Below are 21,114 nucleotides of genomic sequence, written 5' to 3'. Positions count from 1 at the left end.
GTTAACCATATGACTCTCTATAATGACGCAAAAACCTGACTTAATGACCGCAAGATTGGCAAGACATTAAGAACTTCTGATCTGGACGATTCACCGCATCCTTTGGAGTTAACCGTCTTTAAGGGGAAGAGCGATCGCTGTTTATGGTGACATCGTGGATGCTGTCCCTGTGCCAAACATTTTCTCTGTTGCGCTGACATCCATAGATTCGTTACGGTAACAAAGCTGACTCTGCTCGATATCGCCTCATCGCCTATGGCCCATCCTGAACTCAACCCATACACCATTGACCGCGTCATCGAAATGGCCTGGGAAGATCGCACACCCTTTGAGGCAATTAAGACTCAGTTTGGGCTAGCAGAAAAACAGGTGATTGCTATCATGCGTAGCCACATGCAGCCCTCTAGTTTTCGTCTGTGGCGGAAGCGGGTGACAGGGCGCAATACCAAGCATCAGCACAAGCGAGACTTTGCCCTAGGCCGGTTTAAGTCGGCTAACCAAAAATAGAGGCGTGGCATCTCATCTGCAGGCCAAGCTCTGCGACTTGTGCCAGGCCCCAGCAACAGTGCGGTACCGCATTCAATGTGCCCCTGGGGCAGTCTGGGTGTTAGCCTGCCCCCACTGCCAAAAAACTCAACGCGAGCAGAACCCCAATTATCGCTATGGCGGCACCTGGAAAGCTCGCCTCAAAAAGGGCTAACCCCTACTCGTTTCTATTGCCATAGTTGCTTTTCTCTAAACCCAAAAAGACTCTGTAAAATCACGTAGGCTTGTTTCAAGCTTATTAGAAATCTGGGCGATTCTTCACAGACCAAGATTAAACCAGGTTATGTTGAGGGAACTATAGGTGTAACCGTTAATTGCCTGATGCACATAGCCATGAAAACTTCCACAGTTCTGGTGCATTCAACCCTTGCCCAAGCCCCCGCCGCCAGTCGGCCCCAGCTTGATAACCCTTGGATGCTCTCGTCTGGAGGGTTACTAGTGCTATTGCTAGGGTTGGGTATTTATTCTCACCTTCAAACTCTCCGCCTGATGAAGCAGCTCAAATTTGAAACCTACAAAAATCAAGAGCTGCAAAAAAAGGTCAAACTAGCGCTCAAAACCATCAGCAAGATGGAGCAAAACCCTGACCTAATTCACTCGCGCGAATTTAACCTCGACTACCTGCGCATGCGCATGGACGAAGAGCATTTCCATACGTCAATTGTGAACCAGCTCAAGGTCAAAGTTAAGCAAAAAATTAGTGTCGCTCTGCGTCCTCGTCAAGCTGAAGAAGGGCTGATTGGTGTTGCCAGCAAGCCCCGCGTGGTGGATGAGATATTTGATGTCGAGTATGCCCCTCAAGACAACCCCACTGCGAGAAAGCGAGTGCTGTTTCGCATTCAAATTCGGTTGGCCAAGCTGCCGACCCAGGCCACCTCTTCGACCATCGGTCAGCTGGTTGAATGTATCGAAAACTTTATGAGCCCCGATGCCGAAGAGACCCACTGGCAGCCCACTATTCAGGGCCGCATTGCCAATATGCATTGGGATCAAAAAGCCAAGCCCACTCCTCTGCTAGTGATTGAACAATCTAGTGAAGGGGCCAATGTGACCTTGCGCAGCCGCAATGAGCTGCCGGCCAGCATGAGCAGCACCAGCAGCATGCCCAAAAAGAAACCGGCCTAAGCGCGCTGCGCCCGGTTGACTACAGTCAATTGATCAATAGACAGCGGATGCCATTGCGGTGACATCCGCCACTGGTGCTGGGGCCGATCGCGCCTCAGCCATATCTGAGAGAATGGCGTCGAGCAGCTGCTCGCGCAGATCGGGGATGACGGCTAGGGCCCGAGTCCAGTCGGGAATTTGAGTGCCGGTCGGGTCGTCGAGGTACTGGTTGCCGGCTTCAAGAATCACCTGTTCAAAGGTTTCGATCGTGATTTCTTCTTGATGGCGATCGTACTCTAGACCGTTGAAGCGAGCATCGACGAAATACTGACGGGCGAGGTTTTGGGCCTCGCGGCGGTACTTAATCCGCAGGGCGCGAATGTGATCTTGGCCAATCACCACCTGCTCGGTTTCGGTCAGGGTTCTAAACACCGATTGCAGAATATCGCGGCACATTTTTTGCAGCCCCGAGTTGGTTGAGCTGCCTAGGGTTTGGTGCTTGTGTTCAAAGACGCCCAGGTCGATTTGGGCAATGCGCTTGAGGGACACATTGCGGTAGACCTCGGCCAGCAGACCCACTTCTAACCCCCAGTTGCCAGGGATGCGGGTGGTCAGCGCCAGGTCGGCGGAGAGGGCAAACTCGCCCGAGAGGGGGTAGCGGTAGGCGTCGAGGTAGCGCAGGTAGTCGCGGTAGCCAAACAGCTCCATCAGTGAGGTGATCAGCGGGGTCACAAAAAGCCGGGTGACCCGACCGTGCATGCTGCGGGGATCGCCGCCTACGCGAGCGTAATAGGCTTTGCTGAAAGCGATGCCAAAGTCTTGCTCCAGCAGGGGATAGAGCAGCTTGAGGGGGTAGGCGCGATCGTAGGTGACAATGTCGGCATCGTGCAGGGCGATCGCCGCCGCGTGTAGAGAAGCCACCCCCAACCCCAGCCACACAGCCCGGCCTTTACCCTTAAACCGCAGCAGGTCTAGCCCCTTGTCTTGGAGGGTTTGCAGAATGTCGGTAATGCGCGGCCCATTTTCCCACAGGACAAAGGTGGGCTGGGGCAGCGGCTCGAAGAACTGCACCGCATGATGATACTGCTCAAAGGTATCGGCGTAGAGGCAGACAATGACATTGTTGACAAAGGGAGAGTGGCTGAGGTGGTCACGTATGGTGGCCAGGGCGGGGCGCTCTAGCTCTTCATAGAGCGACGGAATCAGCACGGCGGTAGGGTTGGTTTGGCTAAGTTCGGTGAGGCGCTGCTCTAAACGCTCGAAATCGTACCCCAGGTCGTGGATGGTGGTGATTAGCTCTTGCTTATAGTCCATGCCCTGATATCCCTAAAATGCTAGGTTTCATCATAGGGATAAGTGGCGATCGCAAGATGTCTGAATCACTACCCGACGGCTGGCACGGTGGTAAATCGCACCCTAGGCAAAGTCGTGGGCCAAAATGGCCTGACCGCGACGGTAGAGTTCCTCGGCGTAGCCCGTCCAGGTGCCCTGTCCCCAGTAGCGAAAGCAGCTAGTCTGCAGCAGCAGATTGTGAATCAGGGCGTTGCGGTAGCGGTGCTGGCGCTCTAGATCATCGCCCCGCTCGGGTTGACGAGCTATAGTTTGGTGAAACTGAGCAGACAGGCGCTGCATGGGGTCGAGCACGTTGTCATAGCCCTGCACCCAACTGCGATCGCCCGTCCAAGAGCCGCCTTCCATGGAAAAATTGCTGTCTTCGGTGCGGAGGGTGGCGATCGCCTCCGCCACGGCATCGGGGCCGCTGGCGTCACCCATAGCTTGCCAAAGCCGTGATTGCCCCACCGCCTGACAGATCGGGAAGGTCTCTGGTCCAGCCCCCGCCGCTGCCAACAGCTCTAGGTATTCGGTGCCGTTAAAGCCCACCACACCCCGTTGACCGCCCCCCTGCTCGCGCATTTCGTACCACGATCGCATAAAGGCGCTGGGGAACTCATTCATCATCACGCCGCCGTTTTCGCCGTCGCTGATTTGGCTGACCAACTGCGGCACCGTGGCGTTGCCGAGGGCAACCTGGCTCAGGTTCTTGGCTTCCCAGTAGGGCTGCATCTGACCCACCAGCTTAGTGTCAGACCCTTGGGTTTTGATCAGCACCACAATTTCTTCGACCTCGCCCTGGGCGTTGCGAGCGATCAAGCGGTGGGGTAGGTGGGGCTGCGATAGGCCATGTCCCTCTACCGATTCCACCGTGTGCTCTTGCACCAACATCCAGCGGTAGCCGCAGTCTTTGAGAGTTTTGACAAAAGCGTAGAGCACATCGGGATGGTTAGGCAGGTGCATCTCCGGCGGCGAAAAACCTCGTACCCGAGCCAGGGCTTCGGCCCCAAACAGAGCGGCAAAGTGATGCTGCCAAGCGCGAATATGCAGCTTGAGGTCGGGCACGGGGGTCGAGGGCACCACCGCGTGGCCCCAGCAGGTGCCCAGCCATTCGACGTAGGGTTGATAGGTAGGGTCGCAGGCCAGCCGACGCAGCTTAGCCAGAATATCTTGCCGGTCCATCTGCTGTAGGCCCCACAGCAGGGTGCCTGAGTAGTCGAGCATGACGCGGGGGTTGCAGCCCTGGTTCACCAGCTCTGGAATGAAGTCGCCTAGGCGGGCGTAGCAGTAGGCGAAAGTGCCGGCGTTGTGGTTGTCCCCGTCGTAGGGGTGCTCAAACATGTATTGGAGGTGGTTGATGAGCTCACCCGTGGCCCCAGCAGGAATAGTGGGCTGGTGCATGTGCAGGGCGATCGCAAACCCCGCCGAAATATCCGCAAGGTTCAGGTTGGTGCGGGGCAAAAACACCGGCTCCGGGTTGGCCATAACGCCGGCGATATCGGCCTCTCGACCCGACAGCGGGGGCAGCCCGTCTTCAAGGGCGGGCCAGTCTATAGGGGAGAGCATAGCGCTGGTCATCCAGAAACCTCCGGGAATTGGCCTCCCGTACTTCGGGCGAGCCTATGGTCACTATTTAGTGTTACACCGGTTGAAGCACTTACACCACCGCCAGTAACATTTCGTGGCGGTGGGAATCGCCTATCAGCAAAAGAAGCCGAAAACAGGTCTTTGTCTCTATCGAAAGAGGTATTGCAGGGTCGGTCACGCGATCGCAGAGCATGCAGCAGGGTCGGCTCTATTGCCCTAGCTGAGCCGATCGCCATGGCGACGATAAAAAACGCTAAGTCCCTTTGATACAAAGAGACAGAATCGGTATGCTAACCCTCATCTCGGCTGGGCATCAGGGCAGATTTGTGCCGGGCTGCAAGCAAATCTCAACCCCACAAAATGCCTGAACCACTGACACGACAGCTCATTCCCCTAGCAGAAGATTTCTTTTGCGACGGTCACTACTACCTGCTCACCTCTACGAGCCTAGGGGGCAGCGGGCTCACAGCCGAGGAGTTATCCAATGTCTTGGGTCAAGCAGATGAGCAAGCCATCAACAATCTGCTGATGCGCGGCATTTGCATACCTCTATTTTTTGATGGCGATTGTGCACTGGATGGCCATACAGCGATTGTCTTGGGCAACCTGACCGAGCCGGAAGAGCATAATTGGATTGCAAAGCTGGCTTGGAAACTAACGATTCCCTGCGGCAAATTTGTCATTCACTGTGGAGGGGGTGATGCAGACGAGTTAGCCTATGCGATCGCAGGAAATCCACCTGAGCCAAACTACCGGATTTTTCAAGTTATTGACGTTCCTCCAGGCGAATACTTAGTACAAATCTACGCTTATCTCTCCAGCATGACTGTGCAGCTATCGCTTGAGGAATACGATAAACACGGGAACTTAAAAGAGAATACTGACTTAAAAGAATGGTACCAACGCCATCGTCCTGGCGTGGGCTACATTATCCAATTAACTTCCCTCAAAACTGAGCCTCCCTTGCCCAAGCTCGTACCTGAAATTGGCTGGTGTGGAACATTTAAGTTTCGCTCAGTCGAGTTTTGATAAATGTTGCTCAATTCAGTTGTAAATAGATTTAAGCAACCTAAAAAATAAATGGATTCAGCCAATGCAGTTAGGCCGAATCCACCAGGATGTCTAAGTGTGTTGAGCTAGCAACTGAGTTTTAGATTTCAATTGACAGCATTTTTAGAGTTACCTATTTAAGGTAGCTAAAATCATAGCAGGCTACGCCCAAGAAGACCTATTCCATAAGCGTTTAGTCGAATCTATAACAAACGTTTGAATAGCCTAAACTGCAAAAATTGCTACATTTTTGGGTTCTTCTCATGAGTAGGTTGAGTGGGTTATGAGTATGATTTTCTACAGTGTTTTGAGTTCCGGAGAGTAATCAGACGTGGGTATTCGGATTCTGGCAACGTTGGCGATTGCCCTTTGCTTAACCCTAGGGCTATTTCCAGGAGAGGCATGGGCACAGGCCCCTGACCCGCTTGAAGCAGCAGCGGCAGCCCAAACTGCGGCAGATACAACATTCATGTTGTTCTGTACAGCTTTAGTACTTTTAATGACGCCGGGCTTAGCATTTTTCTATGGCGGTTTTGTACGCTCTCTCAACGTTCTTAATACGTTGATGATGAGTTTTGTACTCATGCTGCTCGTTGGCGTCACCTGGATTTTGTGGGGATACAGCCTGGCGTTTGCTCCTGGAACGCCCTTCATCGGCGGATTGCAGTGGCTCTTTCTAAATGGGGTTGGGCTAGAGACTACTGACTACTTGCTTGGGTCTGAGCCAGAGGCCGTCGTATCTTATGCTGCGACGGTTCCCCACCAAGCATTCATGATGTTTCAGGGCATGTTTGCCATCATTACGCCTGCCCTAATTTCGGGAGCTTTGGTAGGGCGACTAAAGTTTAAAACCTATTTTTGGTTTGTTTTACTGTGGTCCATATTCATCTACTGCCCTTTAGCTCACATGGTATGGGCCAAAGGCGGATTTATGGGTCTATACGGTGGCTTTGGTGCCCTTGATTTTGCTGGCGGCACCGTTGTCCACATTAGTTCTGGAGTTTCTGCCTTGGTGGCGGCCTTAGTTTTAGGCAATCGCAGAAGCTACCCCACCGGGCTTACAGCGCCCCACAATGTACCTTTCATTATGTTGGGGGCTGGCCTGCTTTGGTTTGGCTGGTTTGGGTTTAACGCAGGCAGCGCTTTAGCTTCGGGAGGGTTAGCAACTGTTGCCTTTGTTGCTACCAACTGTGGTGCTGCGGCAGCAGGTCTAGTCTGGATTTTGATGGAGTGGGTGTTGACAGGTAAGCCGACGGCGGTGGGTCTGGCCACGGGTCTGGTTGCCGGTCTAGTAGGCGTTACCCCTGCGGCTGGTTTTGTGACTCCGGTGGCGGCCTTATTGATTGGGGGCATTACCGCGTTTTGCTGCTACTACGCCATTCGCATCAAAAACAAAATGGGTATTGATGATGCCCTAGATACCTTCCCAGTGCACGGAGTTGGCGGGACGGTAGGGGCAATTCTGACCGGAGTTTTTGCCAGTACCGATGTGAATGAGTTTGGCGCCAATGGCCTGCTCTACGGAAATCCGGGACAACTGGTGAAGCAGATAGTAGCAGTCGCGATCGCCTATGTGATTGCTGGCGTGGGCACCTTTGTCCTGCTCAAAATTCTGCATGCAATTATGGGGCTACGGGTTTCCCCTGAGGTGGAAACCCAAGGTTTAGACCCCGCAGAGCATAGCGAGGTTGGGTACGGTGAGCAGCTAACTTCTGATTTCACTGCGACGACCACCGGTCACCCCAGTCATTAGCTGACACTGTAAACGGTGCCTTTTCAAACAGCAGGAGCTAGAGTACTAGAAGGCTGAGTATTCTGGCTCCTGTCGTTTTTGGGGGCAAGCTACCCTGCGCATTGCCATGGTTGACCGCCCGATTTATCCAAGCCCCCATCAACTGCGCCAAGTTCCTCAATTAAGCATTCTTTGGATAACGGGTGGCTTATTTACAGGCATTATATTGCTGGAGCTAATCTCATCAGCAGATTATGTCTTTAGCTATCTGTACATTGGCCCTATTCTGCTCGCCACCCTGCGATTAAGCTCACGTTTTGCATTTCGTTTGACGCTGCTGGCGTCGTTTTTAACCCTCTTTAATTTGTGGATTCCTGGTAGCCACATCATTACCCCCTACACGATCGGCAATCGAATTATTGCGGTTGCTGCGATAGTGGTGGCGGGGGTGCTAAGCCACCGCAATCGCTCCTATGAGGAAGCTATTGCCCAACAGCAAACAAAGCTACAGCTACAAGAACAACTGGCCACCTTTCGGGAAAATTTTGTCTCCACCTTGACCCATGACCTTAAAACGCCTTTGTTGGGAGCGATAGAAACGCTAGAAGCCTTTCAGCAGGAGCGTTTTGGCCGCGTCACGGAGGCTCAACAACAGGTGTTGGCGACCATGATGCGCAGCCAAAAAACTAGCCTGCAACTAGTTGAAACTGTACTAGACATCTACCGTAATGATGCAGAAGGAGTTCAGCTCAGAAGATCGCCCGTCAATTTAGTTGAATTGATAGAACAAGTTGTTCATACCTTAAATGATCTGGCATCGAGCTACCGGGTTTCAATTAGCTTCAGCCCAACAGCTATAGCGGCAGAGGCCTGCTGGGTTGATGGAGATTGTTTGCAGCTTCACCGAGTAGTATCAAATTTGTTAATTAATGCTATCTATCACTCACCTATAGATGGCAGAGTTGATGTCGTTTTAGAATCTTGGCAGGATTCTGAACCTAATCAGCAGGTGGTGAAAGTATTAGATGAAGGGTTAGGGATTCGTCCAGAAGAGCTGCCCCAGCTGTTTGAGCGATTCTATCAAGGGTGCAGCGATCGCCAAGCGAAGGGCTCGGGTTTGGGTCTATACTTATCTCGACAGATTATTGAGGCCCACGGTGGCACAATTTGGGCCGAGAACCGTGTTCCTTGCGGAGCGGTGTTTGGCTTCAGTCTGCCGGCATCATATAGCTAACTCCCCTTACGAATATTGACCATGGCTGCTCCACGGCTGCGAGTTCTCTTGGTGGAAGACGATGAACTATTTCGCCTAGGGTTGCGAATGAAATTGCAGCAGGAAGCCGATATCGACAGTGTGACAGAGGCTGGAGATGGCGAAACGGCGATCAACCTGGTGGAGCAGCATGAGTTTGATGTAGTTTTGCTCGATATTGGACTGCCTAGAATCGGCGGAGTTGAGGTCTGCCGGCAGCTCAAACAACAATATCCCCAGTTGCCAATCTTGGTGCTTACATCCCGGACTGATAGCGTCCTAATTAATCAGTTAATTGCGACGGGAGTGCGGGGATATTTTTTGAAAGGTGGTGCTCCAGAAACCCTAGTGTTGGCCTTGCGCTCGGTGATTGCTGGGGCCTCTTGGTGGGACCACACGGCAACTCTTGAAATTCAGGATATTGCCCAATCAAAAAGAGCCCCTGAGTTTCTGTTGACGCCGCGAGAAAAACAAATTTTGCAGCTCATTACGGTAGGCAAGACAACCCAAGAAATTGCCGAAGCTTTCTACATTACCCCAGGCACAGTCAGAGTTCATATTCACGCCATTCTGCAAAAGCTGGATGTGCGCGATCGCACCCAGGCCGCCCTCCTTGCGCTGCAAAAAGGCCTGATTACCTCGCCCTCTAATGCCTCAGTTCTGCTTGGCCAAGGGCTTGAGTCATAGCAACACGCGAACAGCCCGCCACTCTAGTCCGGCGAAGGTCGTAACGCTAGACCAGCGCAGCAATTGCTAAACCGCCCCGATGGTGCTCCACCGCTCGATAGGAAACTGTTTCACAGCTCTAAACTAGCCAAATGTAGGCCAGTGCCAGGGTCAGCAGGGTGAGCGGCAAACCAAAGCGCAGGTGCTGCCAGAAAGTGACGGCATAGCCCTCCCCAGCGGCAGCTTCCACAACGATCAGGTTGGCCACCGAGCCAAATAGGGCGAGATTGCCCGCCAAGGTAGAGCCTGCCGCCAGCAGCAGCCAGCTTTAGGTGTCTTCTGGGGCAATCAGCCCTTGAATCAGCAGGACCGCAGGCACGTTGGAGATCAGGTTAGAAAGCCCTGCTGTTGTTACTAGCAGGCCGGCGGGGTGAGTGACCAACGGAGCGACGGCATCGAGCACCTGAAGCGATCGCACCGCCTCAGTGAGAATAAACAACCCCGAAAACATAACCAGCAGCGACCAATCGACCGCCCCCAGCACCCGCTGGGGTTTAATGCGGCGGGTAATCAGCAGGGCGGCGGCGGCTAAAAAGGCCGACTCGGCCAGGGGAAGACCCACAACAAACGCGGTTAGCATCAGAGCAGATACCACCGTGGTTTTGATCAGCAGTGGCCGGTGCAGGCGCAGGCGGGGCAACACTGGCGATGGGCAGGGAGTCAGCGATCGCACCTCCGGATAAATCAACCACAGCAAACCGACTTGCAAAGCCAGCCCCACCCCTGCGATCGGCAGCAGCGCCTGAGCAAAAGCCAAGTAGCTAATGTCTGAAAACGAGCCCACCAGAATGTTTTGCGGATTGCCGCTGAGGGTGGCAAGGGAGCCGGTATTGGTCGCCCCAGCGATCGCCAGCAGGTAGGGTACCGGGTTGAGCTTGAGCGCCCGGGTGAGCTGTAGGGTCAGCGGTGTGCTCACCAGGGCCAAGGTGTCGTTGAGAAACACCGCCGACAGCGCCCCCGTGCCCAGGGTTAACAGCACCAGCAGGCCCAGGGGACTGCTGGTCAAGCGCAGCAGTTGCACCAGGGCCAGATTAAAAAAACCGGCGTAGGAGAGGTAGGCGTTGACCACCATCATGCTGAGCAAAAACACGATGGTGTTGGCATCAATGGCGGCCCAGGCGGCTTCTAAAGACAGGGTGCCCAGGGCCACCAGAACCGCCGCGCTGACCAGGGCGATGGTGGCCCGGTTCATGCGCAGGCCCGGCACGTAGCCCAGCGCTAGCCCCAGGTAGCTGAGTGCCAGCACCAACCCCTGCCCCAGAGTTAGCCAGTTTGAGGTTAATGTCATGCCGAAGGCCAGAGATATAGTAAAAGAACGAAAATACCCGCCTGGCTCGAATCTGACCTTTTGGGATGTCCTGACCTGTATTTCACCTGCTATGGCGACTCAATGACAGCAGCCGTTGGAAATCCCGACTTTACCCTGAATTCTTTCTGACCCCGACTTCACTCAATCCTCAGTTCGCTCAACCGACCCGTAGGCGATTTCCCGCCTCTGCCGACTGCGCTAGACCACTAGCTGGGGGTGAGCCGACTGGGGCGGGTTGAGCTCAATGGTGGCCACTACCTGCCCATGATCGGACTGCCAGGGTTCAATCGTTTCATCTAGCAAGGTTTGGTCAAACAGATGGTCGTTAAACACCGACACATAGGTGACGCGGCCGATGCGATCGCGGTTTTGGGCCGAAAACTCTTCGCTCACCATGATGTGGTCAAGGCTGTCGTAGTGGCCGTTATGAATGTAGGTGTAATAGTGGTCGCCGTAGCCTAGCCGGGCCTGAATGTCTTTGACCTGATAGAGCAGCACGTCCCACACGGGGGCTTTTTTGCGGTAGGGCCAGGATTCCCAGGGGGGGTGCCCAGTCACGATTTGGGTGGTGACGGCAGTATGGTTGTCGTTGACGTCGCCCATGACAATGACCGGGTAGCGGCGATCGCGCAGCCCCTCCATTAGCAAAAACCGCAGGGCAGCGGCCTCAGCGGTGCGGCGAATTAGCGAGCGGGCGTGGCCTTTGGCAATTTCGACCGGATCGCTGCGATCGACACCGTTGGTCATCATTGGCCGCTTTGACTTCAGGTGCACCACAAACACGGTGCAATGAATCGTCTCTGTCAGGGCCAAATCGACCGCTAATACCGGGTGCGAAAACCGCCGAATTGGGATCTCAGCCCCCTCTAGATCCAGCACGCTTTCGGGCGGAAAGTTGTCGTACATGCGCTGCCCCAGCACTGGAAACCGAGTCGCCAGCGCCACCCCAGGCCCCCGCCCAAACCCCTCGGCCATGACAATTTCGTGCTGCTGGTGGTATTCACTGCGGTGCAAAGCTTCTTTCAGCGCCCCTCGATGAAACACCTCTTGAAAGCCGCAGATATCGACCTTCATGCGATCGAGCTGAGCCCCAATCCAGGTGAGCTTTTTCAGGTAGTTGACCTGGGAATGGACTTCGCCAGGGTAAAACTCGCGATCGGGCAGCATCAGGTTGTTGAGGTTAAAGGTGCCGACACGAAACTGATTGCGTTCCATAGCTGCCGCTAAGTGGGGGTGCGTTTAAGAATAGCGCCGTTGCCGCCAGTGGCTATAGATGCCGTTCAAGGGATAGGAGGATTGGGCAAGGGTTCATTAGAGAGGGGCTCGATCGCCATGTCTTCGGGGGCGTTGGTTTCGGCAAACTGGGCATCTTGCAGCGTTAGTTTGATGGCGGCTAACACCTGAGAGGTGACCTGCAAGAATGACTGTTTTCGGGAGTTCACCCAAAACTGCGCCTCAAGGTTTACGGTGCTGGGGGTCAGTTCTCGCACCAGCACAATGGGTTCGGGGTCAAGCTCAACCCCCTCAACTTGCTTCATCTGCTGCTGAATGCGATTAAACAGGTCGGGCAGATCGGCGTTGTGGTCAATGCCCACGGTGACGCTGCTGAGGCGCACGGGCGAGGCGGTGTTGTTGGTAATGCTGCTCTGAAATACTTCTTGGTTAGGGATGTAGACCAGGCGGCCGTCATAGGTTTGCACCGTGGTGGCCCGTAGCTGAATTTGAGTAACCGTGCCCTCGAAATTGTTGATGACGATCTGGTCGCCAATGCGAAAGGGCCGGGTGGCCAGCAAAATTACCCCAGAGATGTAGTTGCTCAGTACATCGCGTAGGCTGAAGCCGATGGCGACACTGGTCAGGCCCAAAGTGCCAAGCAGAGCGGCAAAGTTGAGCCCCATTACACCCAGGGCCACCACGGATCCTAGGGTCCACACGCCGCCGTAGCAGAGGCGGCTGATCAGCTCTTCGGTGGTGCGATCGCCCTCGGTTTTTGAGGCCCACACCAGCACGGCGTGGCGCACCACCGCCGCCAGCAGCCAGGTCAGCACTAGCACCACCAGCGCCCCCAGCAGTGCGGGCAAATTATCCAGGGTGTTTCTCACCATCTGCTGAGAGGTGCCGCGAATGCGGTATGACACCGCCGCCGCTAGATTGGTACGGGCCATCGCCTGGTTGAGCAGGTCGGCCCAGCGCTGGGCCAGGGTGGCCATATCAGTGTCAAAGTCCAGCGCGTCTTGCTCGGTCACAGTCATGATCACCCGCTGGTTGACTTGCAGGGTGGCCAGGTCGCGATCACGATCAACATTGACGGTGATGGGGTCTGGGTTATCGGTCTGGTTGAGCAGAGCAGCAATGCGCCGGTTGATTTGCCCCGCCCGCTCAACCGCGCTAACATCGGGCAAACCTCCCACTTGCAACACGGGCTGCCCCTGCACCAGCACGTCGGCAAAAAATTGCTCCGCTGGCTCTACCGCTGTTTGAGCAAAGGCGGGCAGTCCAGCGTGGGGCACCGACCAGCTGAGGATCAAGGCCAGTCCTAGACCGAGCGCTAGCAGCCAGAGCCGCCGATGGTTCTGTCTTCCCAAAGCCATACTGTTGTCTAACTCCGCTAGGCCCATTACCCGGCAGTTCTTGCCCGGCAATCCTTCATTCAACCCCATCTCGGGCGCTATGGCACACCCCACCTTGGCCTCAACCCACCGCCGACTGTTGATTACCGGTGCTAGCGGCTTTTTGGGCTGGCATTTGGCTCGCGCGGCTCAGCCAACTTGGCAGGTTGAGGGCACCTACCACCGCCACGTTCCGCCGCTGCCAGGGGTGAAGCTGCACTGTATTGATCTGACTGATGCGATCGCCCTCAACGAATGGCTCGCGCAGGTCGTCCCCGACGCTGTGATCCACACCGCTGCCCTGTCGCAGCCCAACCGTTGTGAGCAGGAGCCCAACCTCTCCTATGCCATGAATGTCGAAGCGACGCGGGTGCTGGCTCAGTTTTGCGGCAGCCACCAAATTCCCTTGGCCTTTACCTCTACCGACCAAGTGTTTGACGGCCTGGCAGCTCCCTACGACGAAACCTCGCCCCCTAATCCCATCAGCGTTTATGGTCGCCACAAGGTCGAAGCTGAGACCATCATTCAGGCCTTACACCCCGCCGCTGTGATCTGCCGCATGCCGCTGCTGTACGGTCCGCCCAGCCCGACGGCAGAGTGCTTTTTGCAGGGCTTCTTGCGCACGCTAGAAGCAGGGCAGCCCCTACACCTGTTTACCGACGAGTTTCGCACCCCGACCTACGTCGAAGATGCCGCCCTTGGCCTGCTGCTGGCTCTAGAGAATGCCTCTGGCCTGCTGCACCTTGGTGGCCCCGATCGCATCAGCCGCTACGACTTTGGCCTGCGGATGGCCGAGGTCTTTGGCCTCGATAAAGACCTCATTCTGGCCAGCAAACAGGCCGATGTGACCCTGCCTGCCCCCCGCCCGCCCGATGTGTCGTCTGCCAGCCAAAAGGCGTTTGAGCTAGGTTATCGCCCGCGCGGCACCATGGCGGGGTTGACAGCTGTGAAAGAATGGTCGCTAAGCTCTCGCACTCAATAACCTTTGCGGCTTGGAGCCTGTGCATTCTCACCCCCTGCTGCTATGGATGACGACAAGCTGCCCCCGGTTTGGCAAAAGATTCTGATGCTCAGTGGTCTAGCGGCGAGTATTTTAGTGCCCCTGAGTATCGGCATGGTGGGGCACAGCAATCGATCGATTCAGGCTAATAACATGGGCTTGCGCTCCGTTGATGTGCTTGGAGAACCGCCCCGCTCTGAAGCAGAAAGCCTAGGCAAGTGGGCGGTTAGTCTGATCAACGGACATTCTCACGCGCCGCTGCCCGAGGTCGCCCAGCAGGAGAAGCTTCAACCAGAGACGCCGGGAGTTGAGTTGGTGGCAACCTTCGAAGGTGCCGGCTTGGCTGAGGACGGAAAGATTTATCCCTACGATGATGGCTTGGGCAACCAGATCATCGGTTATGGGCACCTGATTCAACCCCAAGAGCACCAGTCGGGGACTATTAACATCGACGGCGAATTGGTACCCTTTGCTAGGGGTATTAGCCAAGCCCAGGCTAAAACCCTGCTCGATCAAGACTTGAAGCCAATTCGCCAAAAAATCGACGATCTTGTTACCGTTGAGCTTGTCAACAACCAGCGCGACGCCTTAGCTTCATTCGTCTATAACATTGGGCTACAGGCTTTTGAAGAAAGCACGCTGCTGAAAAAGCTCAATGCTGGCGAGTACGATGCTGTGCCCGCAGAACTGATGAAATTTACTAAGGCTGGCGGTGAGGAGTTTCCTGGCTTAGTTAACCGACGCAAAGCCGAAGTTGAGCTGTGGAACACACCCGATGCCTCTGCCCAAGAGTAGAGTCCTGCGTTGTGCTGTTAATCACCAAAAGTTGTTCTATGCACTGGTTTGGCAGAATCTGCACGGCTTGACATCTATTGAGAGATAGACGCCAGGATTAAAAACTGTAAAGTAAATTAAAACCCAGCAGCTTAGGGAATTCAAGGCATGGTTGTTCAACGGTTTCGATCGGCCAAGGGTCTCCTTGGCCGATCATCAGGGCTTTTAATCATGGCGGGTATTGCGATCGCAACGGTAGCCTGTGGCAAACCTGTAGAGCCCGCCGCCCAGGCCCAGTCCGAGCAGCAAGAGGGCCCTGCCGTAGTAGATACAGCCGTAGCTGCCGCTGGCGAAGATTCGAGCCGCATCTACACTGGCACCACCAGCCCGGCGCGGGAGGTCTCGCTGCGATCGCAGGCCGAGGGGCGGCTGCTTTCCCTGGCTCGTGACGTCGGTGATACGGTGCAGCAGGGCCAGGTGATTGCCACCATCGACAATGTGCTGCTGCAAACCGCCGTGGGCGAGGCCCAGGCCGAACTCGCTGCCCGCCAGTTTGAGGTCGCCCAGGCCGAAGCCGAACTGGCCGACATTCGCACCTCCATTGAAGACGCGCGGGTGCGGCTCCAGCAGGCCAGCAATGATGCTCAGCGCCTAGTGACCCTCGCATCCCAAGGAGCGATCTCGGCCCAAGCTGCCGAGCAGGCTCAAACCACTCTGCGAACCTCTGAACAAGCCCTGGCCTCTTCCCAAGAGCAGGTGCGTACCCGACAACAGGCTGTCGCGGCCGCCCAGCAGCGCGTCGAAGCCCAACGATCGATTTTGCGCGAGGCCCAGCAGCGCCTCTCCTTCGCCAACCTAACGGCCTCGCTGTCAGGGGTCGTGCTCGAACGCGTCGCCGAACCCGGCGATTTAATCCTCCCTGGCGAAGCCGTCTTAACCCTGGGCGATCTGTCAGAAGTGCTGGTGGTGATTGAAGTGGCCGACAGCAACCTCAGCGAATTTAGCGTTGGGCAGTCGGTTGAGATCGCCATCGATGCTTTCCCCGACGAAACTTTCACCGGTCAAGTGACGCGCATCTCGCCGGTCGCCGACAGCACCTCGCGCCTGCTGCCGATTGAGATTACCGTGGCCAATCCCGGTAGCCGCATCGGTAGTGGTCTGCTGGCCCGAGTGACCAGCACCGGCAATCAATCCGAGACCGTTGTCGTGCCCGAAAGCGCCTTGGAGACCGCGGAAAATAGCGAGAACCAGATCTTTGTGGTCGCTGAGGCTGATGGCGACCCGGTGGTTGAGTCGCGATCGGTGCAGGTGGGCGATCGCGCTGATGGCCAAGTCACCATTCTCTCTGGCCTCGCCCTCGGCGAACAGTATGTTGTGCGCAGCAGCCAGCCCCTAGAAGCAGGGCAAGCCGTAAAGCTCAGTTTGACCTCCGAAGGCTGAGGAAAGTTTTGAATTTTGAATTAAGCGCTTCCTAAAGAACTCAAAACTACCGCCACCATCTCACCGCTCCGCTCCTCCACCCCTCCACCCATGACTACCCCCTCCTCCTTTCCCAAGAGCAGCTTTAGCATTAGCGGGTTGGCGATTCGCCAACACATTGGCACCCTCATGCTGACGCTGACCGTCTTCGTGATGGGCTTTTTTATTACTACGCAGCTGCCGGTAGACCTGCTGCCCGCCATTACCTATCCGCGCATTGGCCTCCGTGGCGATGCGCCAGGACTGTCCCCAGAGGTGGCAGTGGATGAGATTACTCGGCCCCTAGAGGAAGCCCTGGCAACCACCGAAGGCGTGGTGCAGGTGTTTTCTCAAACCCGAGAAGGTCAGGTCAGCATCGATTTGTATTTTGAACCCGGCGGCAATATCGATCAGGCTCTTAACGATGCCACGGCTACTCTCAACCGCGCCCGCGGCACTCTGCCCGAAACCTTTGAAACACCGCGACTGTTTAAGGTTGATCCCTCCCAGCTACCGGTGTACGAAATGGCGCTCACCTCCGATAGCCTGAGTGCCCAAGAGCTGCGCATCTTTGCTGAAGAAGAGTTATCCCGAGAGATTCAGCAGGTATCCGGTGTTGCTAGCGCCGATGTATCGGGTGGAGTAAACGAGCAGGTGCAGGTGAATGTGGATTTGCGCCGCTTGCAGGCGGTGGGCATTGGGGTAACCGACATCATTGATGCACTCAGCGATCGCAACCAGGATATCTCCGGTGGTCGCCTGCGCGGTGGTGACGAGGAAACCCTCACCCGCCTAGTGGGCCGCTTTGAATCAGCAGAGGAGTTGCAGAACCTGCCCATTACCGTACCTGGCACCGATCCTCCCCAGCAGGTGCTCCTGCAGGATGTGGCTACCGTCATCGATGGCACCGAAGAGCAGCGGGTTTTTGTCTTCCTGAACGGCGAGCCCGCGGTCAAAGTCAGCATTCAAAAGCAACCAGCGGCTAACACGATTGATGTGGTAGACGGAGTTAAGTCTAAGCTCGACCAGATGCGTCAGGCAGGTCAAATTCCTGAGGGGATGGAGACCGTTGCTACCCTAGACGAGTCGCGGTTTATCCGCAGCTCCATCAATAACGTGACAGGCTCAGGTCTGTCTGGAGCCGCGCTGGCTGGCCTGGCCGTGCTGCTATTTCTAGGGTCTCTACGGCAGACATTTATTATTTTGCTGGCCATTCCCCTGGCTAGCCTAGTCGCCCTGGTTCTCATGGGGTTGTTTGGTCTGTCCCTCAATGTATTTAGCCTGGGCGGGCTGGCCCTAGGTGTGGGCATTGTGGTTGACAACTCCATTGTGATGCTCGAGAACATGGCCAACCGGGCCGAAGAAATGGAGCGATCGCGCCAGACCGGCGGGGTTTACAGCCGCAGCGAAGCCATCTTTCAGGCCGAAGCCAGCAGTCAGGAGCTAGAAGGAACCCTGGTAGCCGCTACCACCACCAACTTGGTGTCGGTGCTGCCCTTTCTGCTGATTGGCGGCTTTATCTCACTGATCTTCAACGAACTGATTTTGACCGTTACCTTTTCTGTAGCGGCCTCCCTCGTGGTGGCCTTGACGGTAGTGCCTGCCCTAGCCGCACGGATGGTGATGGGGCGCAGCACCCAATCGCTCCAGAGCTGGGGGCCATTTCGCTGGTTCAACACCCGTCTCGAAGGCGTTACCTTGGCCTACGGGCGTTGGCTCAGCCGTGCCCTGCGGCATCGCATCATAATTATTGCTCTAGCGCTACTGGTGTTTGGCGGCAGCAGCATTTTTATGCTGGGCCAAATTCCCCAAGAAATTTTGCCTCGCATTAGCACTGGGCAGGCCCGCGTTTCCGTCCGTTTTCCACCCGGTACAACGGCGGCAGCTAACCAGCAAGTCATGCAGGCGGTAGAAGAATTCCTGCTGACTCAGCCCGAAACCGATTACGTGTTTACTACCGCTGGCGGCTCTCTCTTTGGCACTAGCACCAGCGAAAACACCCTGCGCGGCAGCAGCACAATTACGCTAAAGCCTGGTACCAACACGGTGAGCTACGTCGATCGCGTCAATGCTGAACTCAGCAAGTTGCCCGTAGTAGACACCCGCATTAACGTCACTCCCGAGTCGGTGCGAGGGCTGTTTTTGAGTAATTCTCCGGTGCGCGCCGATCTGGACGTAGGCCTGCAAAGCGAAGATACCGAAGTCTTGCTACAGGCTGGCCAGCAGGTTGTTGAAGCCTTGGGCCAACAGGCTACCCTAGCCCGCTATCGACCCGATGGGGAAGAACCTCAGGCAGAGGTGCAGATTCGCCCTGACTGGGCCAGAGCTGAAGACTTGAGCCTCACGGCGGCCGACATTGGTACCACCATTCAGACGGCGCTGACGGGGTCAATTCCGACCCAGCTGCAGCGGGGCAACCGCCTAGTAGACATCAAAGTGCAGCTTGAACCCGGCACTGTGCAGCGTTCCTCTCAACTGCTGGATATTCCGCTATTCACCGACGATGGCCAGTTGGTGCAGCTGGGCGATGTTGCCCAGGTTGGTTTAGGAGAAGCCCCCGGCCAAATTCAGCGCATCAACCGTCGACAGGTGTTCTTGATCTCTGGTGACTTGGCGGAGGGGGCCAGCCTGAGCGAAGCCCTAAGCGAAGCCCAAGACGTAATCGCTGGGCTTGAACTCCCTGAAGGAGTGACTGTGCTTCCCAGTTCGGCGGCGGCCACCAATGCTGAGCTACAGGACGCCTTGGTCATGCTGGGGGCGCTATCTGCCTTTCTAGTCTTTACGGTCATGGCAGTGCAGTACAACTCGCTGATCGACCCGCTGGTGATTATGCTGACAGTGCCCCTGGCGCTGGCGGGCGGCATCTTGGGTCTATATGTAACTCAAACCGCGATCGGCGCAACGGTGGTTGTCGGGGCTGTGCTGCTGGTGGGCATTGTGGTCAACAACGCCATCATTATGGTGGAGTTGGCCAACCAGATCTATAAAGCTACCGGCTGCTCTCGCCAGGAAGCCATTCTGCGCGCTGCCCCCCGTCGCCTACGCCCCATTTTGATGACGACCATCACTGCGGTGCTGGGCCTGTTTCCCCTAGCCCTGGGCATTGGTGAAGGGTCTGAATTCTTACAACCTCTGGGCATCGTGGTGTTTTTTGGGCAATCTCTGGCTACGGTGCTGACGCTGTTTATCATTCCCTGTTTCTATACCCTGCTCCATGGCGGGTTTGGTTCGGGCGGCAAAGGGGCGATCGCCGAAGACGACTCGATTGAGCCGGTAGATTCGTCTGAAGTTTTTCAATCTTAGAGGACGAAATTCTCAGCCGTTAACTACAAAATCCCACCTAGTGAATCTAGGTGGGATTTTGTGATTAGCCGCTTGCTTGCGTCAAAATGCTGCCGCTGAGCAGAGAGTTCTAGTCGGTATTGATCATGCCCTCTTCAGGGTTAATGAGCCGCCAAAGCTTCTGCTTGATCTGGGTGTCAAAGACTTCCCACTTGAGCCGGTTGAACTCCGAGTTTTCATAAAAGCCCGACAAAAAGCCCACCGGAATTTCGAAGCCGCCGGCCATCGATCGCCCGCCGCCAAAGAAGCGACCCTCGCTGTCTTGGCCGAAGGCTTCTTTGATAAATTCGTCGGGGTCGAGGGTGATTTTGCTCGTGCGCAGAGAGCCAATCACCACCTCGCGCTCTTCATCCTCGTCGTGAACGATGCCGTAGACCACGGCGGTGTGCACGTTTTCTTCGGTCACCAAAAAGTCTGCTGCCTGGGGAATGGCGTCGCGGTCGTCGTAGCGCAGGTAGCCGACCCCAGCAATAGAGACGTTGTTTTGCACCTTACGGTTGCGCAGCGATCGCTCAATCACATCCATCACTCGCTTTGAGCGCGAGGCTTGCAGTACCGCACTCAGCAGCTGCCCGTCGTAAAACTGGCTCAGGTAGGCCGCCGCCATAAAGTCGCTGGGCCCAGCGTGCATCAGCTGGTTGGTGTCGGCCCGCAACCCGTGCATGAGGGCGGTGGCACACTTGGTGTGCTTGCTGTTGTTGCGATCGAGGTTCAGCAGCCCCTGCTGCAAATACTGGGTCAAGATGGTGGCCGTAGCCCGAATGTGGGGGCGCAGATCGATGTATTCTGCGTCTAGCTTAGATTGGGGGGCATGGTGATCGATCACCAGCACCAGAGGCAGCCCCCCCTCCCGCAGGTGTTCGTAGAGTTGGCTCGTCGTGCCTTGGTTATCGACCAGCACCAGCCCTTGGTAGTTAGCCAGGCTAGCACTATCGGCGGCGGTCAGCCAGCGGCGGGCGGGCAAGCCTGTGAGCCGGACGAGGGCAATGTTTTCCTGGTGACTGAGGGTGCCTGCGTAGACAATGTCGCACTCGATTTTGTAGTTGCTGGCAATCAGCTTGTAGGCCCAGGCCGACGACAGCGCATCAGGGTCAGGAAAGTCTTGCAGCAGCACCAGGTGGCGATCGCCGCGGTGCCCCTCCAGCAGCCGACGCACCGCCTGTACCGGATCTTCAGAGTCACTGTCATTCTCGGGGCGGGGCACAAGAGAAGTCATCCCGCTGCCGTTAGAAAAGGTGGCTTCAGCGGTCTCAGAGTCTAAATTGAATGTCATCATGGGCAATTCCTTGTGCG

Annotated in this window: 18 protein-coding genes; 11 read left to right on the top strand and 7 right to left on the bottom strand. The window is 55.9% G+C overall.

Annotated features, from left to right (window positions below; all coding sequences use genetic code 11):
- The first annotated feature begins 255 nt into the window (after positions 1 to 255).
- The 3 genes from NC979_RS06945 (at position 256) to NC979_RS06935 (ending at position 1,671) form a co-directional block, all read left to right on the top strand.
- Positions 256 to 507, top strand: a complete 252-nt coding sequence (locus NC979_RS06945; protein ID WP_190518788.1) for a TIGR03643 family protein — start codon at positions 256 to 258, stop codon at positions 505 to 507.
- 4 nt (positions 508 to 511) lie between these two features.
- On the top strand, positions 512 to 700 hold the full coding sequence (locus NC979_RS06940; RefSeq protein ID WP_190519047.1) for a DUF8622 domain-containing protein: 189 nt from the start codon (positions 512 to 514) through the stop codon (positions 698 to 700).
- Between the two features lie 179 nt (positions 701 to 879).
- On the top strand, positions 880 to 1,671 hold the full coding sequence (locus tag NC979_RS06935; protein ID WP_242023989.1) for a hypothetical protein: 792 nt from the start codon (positions 880 to 882) through the stop codon (positions 1,669 to 1,671).
- A gap of 33 nt (positions 1,672 to 1,704) precedes the next feature.
- Here the strand turns inward: NC979_RS06935 and NC979_RS06930 are convergent, their stop codons facing one another.
- Entirely contained in the window at positions 1,705 to 2,964 is a 1,260-nt protein-coding gene (locus NC979_RS06930; RefSeq protein WP_190518785.1) for a glycosyltransferase family protein, read from the bottom strand.
- A 102-nt stretch (positions 2,965 to 3,066) separates the two neighbouring features.
- Positions 3,067 to 4,560, bottom strand: a complete 1,494-nt coding sequence (locus tag NC979_RS06925; protein ID WP_190518783.1) for a glycosyl hydrolase family 57 — start codon at positions 4,558 to 4,560, stop codon at positions 3,067 to 3,069.
- A 369-nt stretch (positions 4,561 to 4,929) separates the two neighbouring features.
- On the opposite strand from NC979_RS06925, the gene NC979_RS06920 reads away from it, so the two are divergent.
- The 4 genes from NC979_RS06920 to NC979_RS06905 all read left to right on the top strand — a co-directional run bounded on the left by NC979_RS06920 (position 4,930) and on the right by NC979_RS06905 (position 9,290).
- Positions 4,930 to 5,598 (top strand): hypothetical protein, encoded by a 669-nt coding sequence (locus NC979_RS06920; protein WP_190518781.1) that lies wholly within the window; start codon positions 4,930 to 4,932, stop codon positions 5,596 to 5,598.
- A gap of 352 nt (positions 5,599 to 5,950) precedes the next feature.
- Entirely contained in the window at positions 5,951 to 7,372 is a 1,422-nt protein-coding gene (locus tag NC979_RS06915) for an ammonium transporter (protein ID WP_347403929.1), read from the top strand.
- Between the two features lie 106 nt (positions 7,373 to 7,478).
- A complete protein-coding gene (locus NC979_RS06910; protein WP_190518772.1) occupies positions 7,479 to 8,585 on the top strand; it encodes a sensor histidine kinase in 1,107 nt (368 codons plus the stop codon).
- A 21-nt stretch (positions 8,586 to 8,606) separates the two neighbouring features.
- A complete protein-coding gene (locus tag NC979_RS06905; RefSeq protein WP_190518770.1) occupies positions 8,607 to 9,290 on the top strand; it encodes a response regulator transcription factor in 684 nt (227 codons plus the stop codon).
- Positions 9,291 to 9,408: 118 nt separating this feature from the next.
- Here the strand turns inward: NC979_RS06905 and NC979_RS25305 are convergent, their stop codons facing one another.
- The 4 genes from NC979_RS25305 to NC979_RS06890 form a co-directional block, all read right to left on the bottom strand.
- Entirely contained in the window at positions 9,409 to 9,567 is a 159-nt protein-coding gene (locus tag NC979_RS25305) for a hypothetical protein (protein ID WP_242023988.1), read from the bottom strand.
- Positions 9,568 to 9,597: 30 nt separating this feature from the next.
- Positions 9,598 to 10,617: an SLC13 family permease gene (locus NC979_RS06900; RefSeq protein WP_242023987.1), complete on the bottom strand. Its 1,020-nt coding sequence runs from the start codon at positions 10,615 to 10,617 to the stop codon at positions 9,598 to 9,600.
- A gap of 219 nt (positions 10,618 to 10,836) precedes the next feature.
- Positions 10,837 to 11,853 (bottom strand): endonuclease/exonuclease/phosphatase family protein, encoded by a 1,017-nt coding sequence (locus tag NC979_RS06895; RefSeq protein WP_190518761.1) that lies wholly within the window; start codon positions 11,851 to 11,853, stop codon positions 10,837 to 10,839.
- A 65-nt stretch (positions 11,854 to 11,918) separates the two neighbouring features.
- Complete coding sequence (locus tag NC979_RS06890; protein WP_242023986.1) at positions 11,919 to 13,298, bottom strand: mechanosensitive ion channel family protein; 1,380 nt, start codon at positions 13,296 to 13,298, stop codon at positions 11,919 to 11,921.
- Positions 13,299 to 13,308: 10 nt separating this feature from the next.
- Between NC979_RS06890 and NC979_RS06885 the strand changes: the two genes are divergently transcribed.
- The 4 genes from NC979_RS06885 to NC979_RS06870 all read left to right on the top strand — a co-directional run bounded on the left by NC979_RS06885 (position 13,309) and on the right by NC979_RS06870 (position 19,782).
- Positions 13,309 to 14,229, top strand: coding sequence for an SDR family oxidoreductase (locus NC979_RS06885; RefSeq protein WP_190518760.1), 921 nt, complete (start codon positions 13,309 to 13,311; stop codon positions 14,227 to 14,229).
- 42 nt (positions 14,230 to 14,271) lie between these two features.
- Entirely contained in the window at positions 14,272 to 15,042 is a 771-nt protein-coding gene (locus tag NC979_RS06880; protein ID WP_190518759.1) for a lysozyme, read from the top strand.
- A gap of 147 nt (positions 15,043 to 15,189) precedes the next feature.
- The gene (locus NC979_RS06875; RefSeq protein WP_190518758.1) at positions 15,190 to 16,461 is read left to right on the top strand and encodes an efflux RND transporter periplasmic adaptor subunit; all 1,272 of its coding nucleotides are present in this window, start codon (positions 15,190 to 15,192) and stop codon (positions 16,459 to 16,461) included.
- A gap of 90 nt (positions 16,462 to 16,551) precedes the next feature.
- Positions 16,552 to 19,782, top strand: a complete 3,231-nt coding sequence (locus tag NC979_RS06870) for an efflux RND transporter permease subunit (protein ID WP_190518756.1) — start codon at positions 16,552 to 16,554, stop codon at positions 19,780 to 19,782.
- A 109-nt stretch (positions 19,783 to 19,891) separates the two neighbouring features.
- Here the strand turns inward: NC979_RS06870 and NC979_RS06865 are convergent, their stop codons facing one another.
- Positions 19,892 to 21,097 carry a DHH family phosphoesterase gene (locus NC979_RS06865; RefSeq protein ID WP_313887122.1) on the bottom strand — a complete coding sequence of 402 codons (1,206 nt, stop codon included), beginning with the start codon at positions 21,095 to 21,097 and terminating at the stop codon, positions 19,892 to 19,894.
- Between the last annotated feature and the right edge of the window lie 17 nt (positions 21,098 to 21,114).

This window comes from Leptolyngbya subtilissima AS-A7, from assembly GCF_039962255.1.
Classification (GTDB): domain Bacteria; phylum Cyanobacteriota; class Cyanobacteriia; order Phormidesmidales; family Phormidesmidaceae; genus Nodosilinea.
Note: the sequence above shows the minus strand (reverse complement) of the source record. Positions and strands in the feature narration are given on the sequence as shown.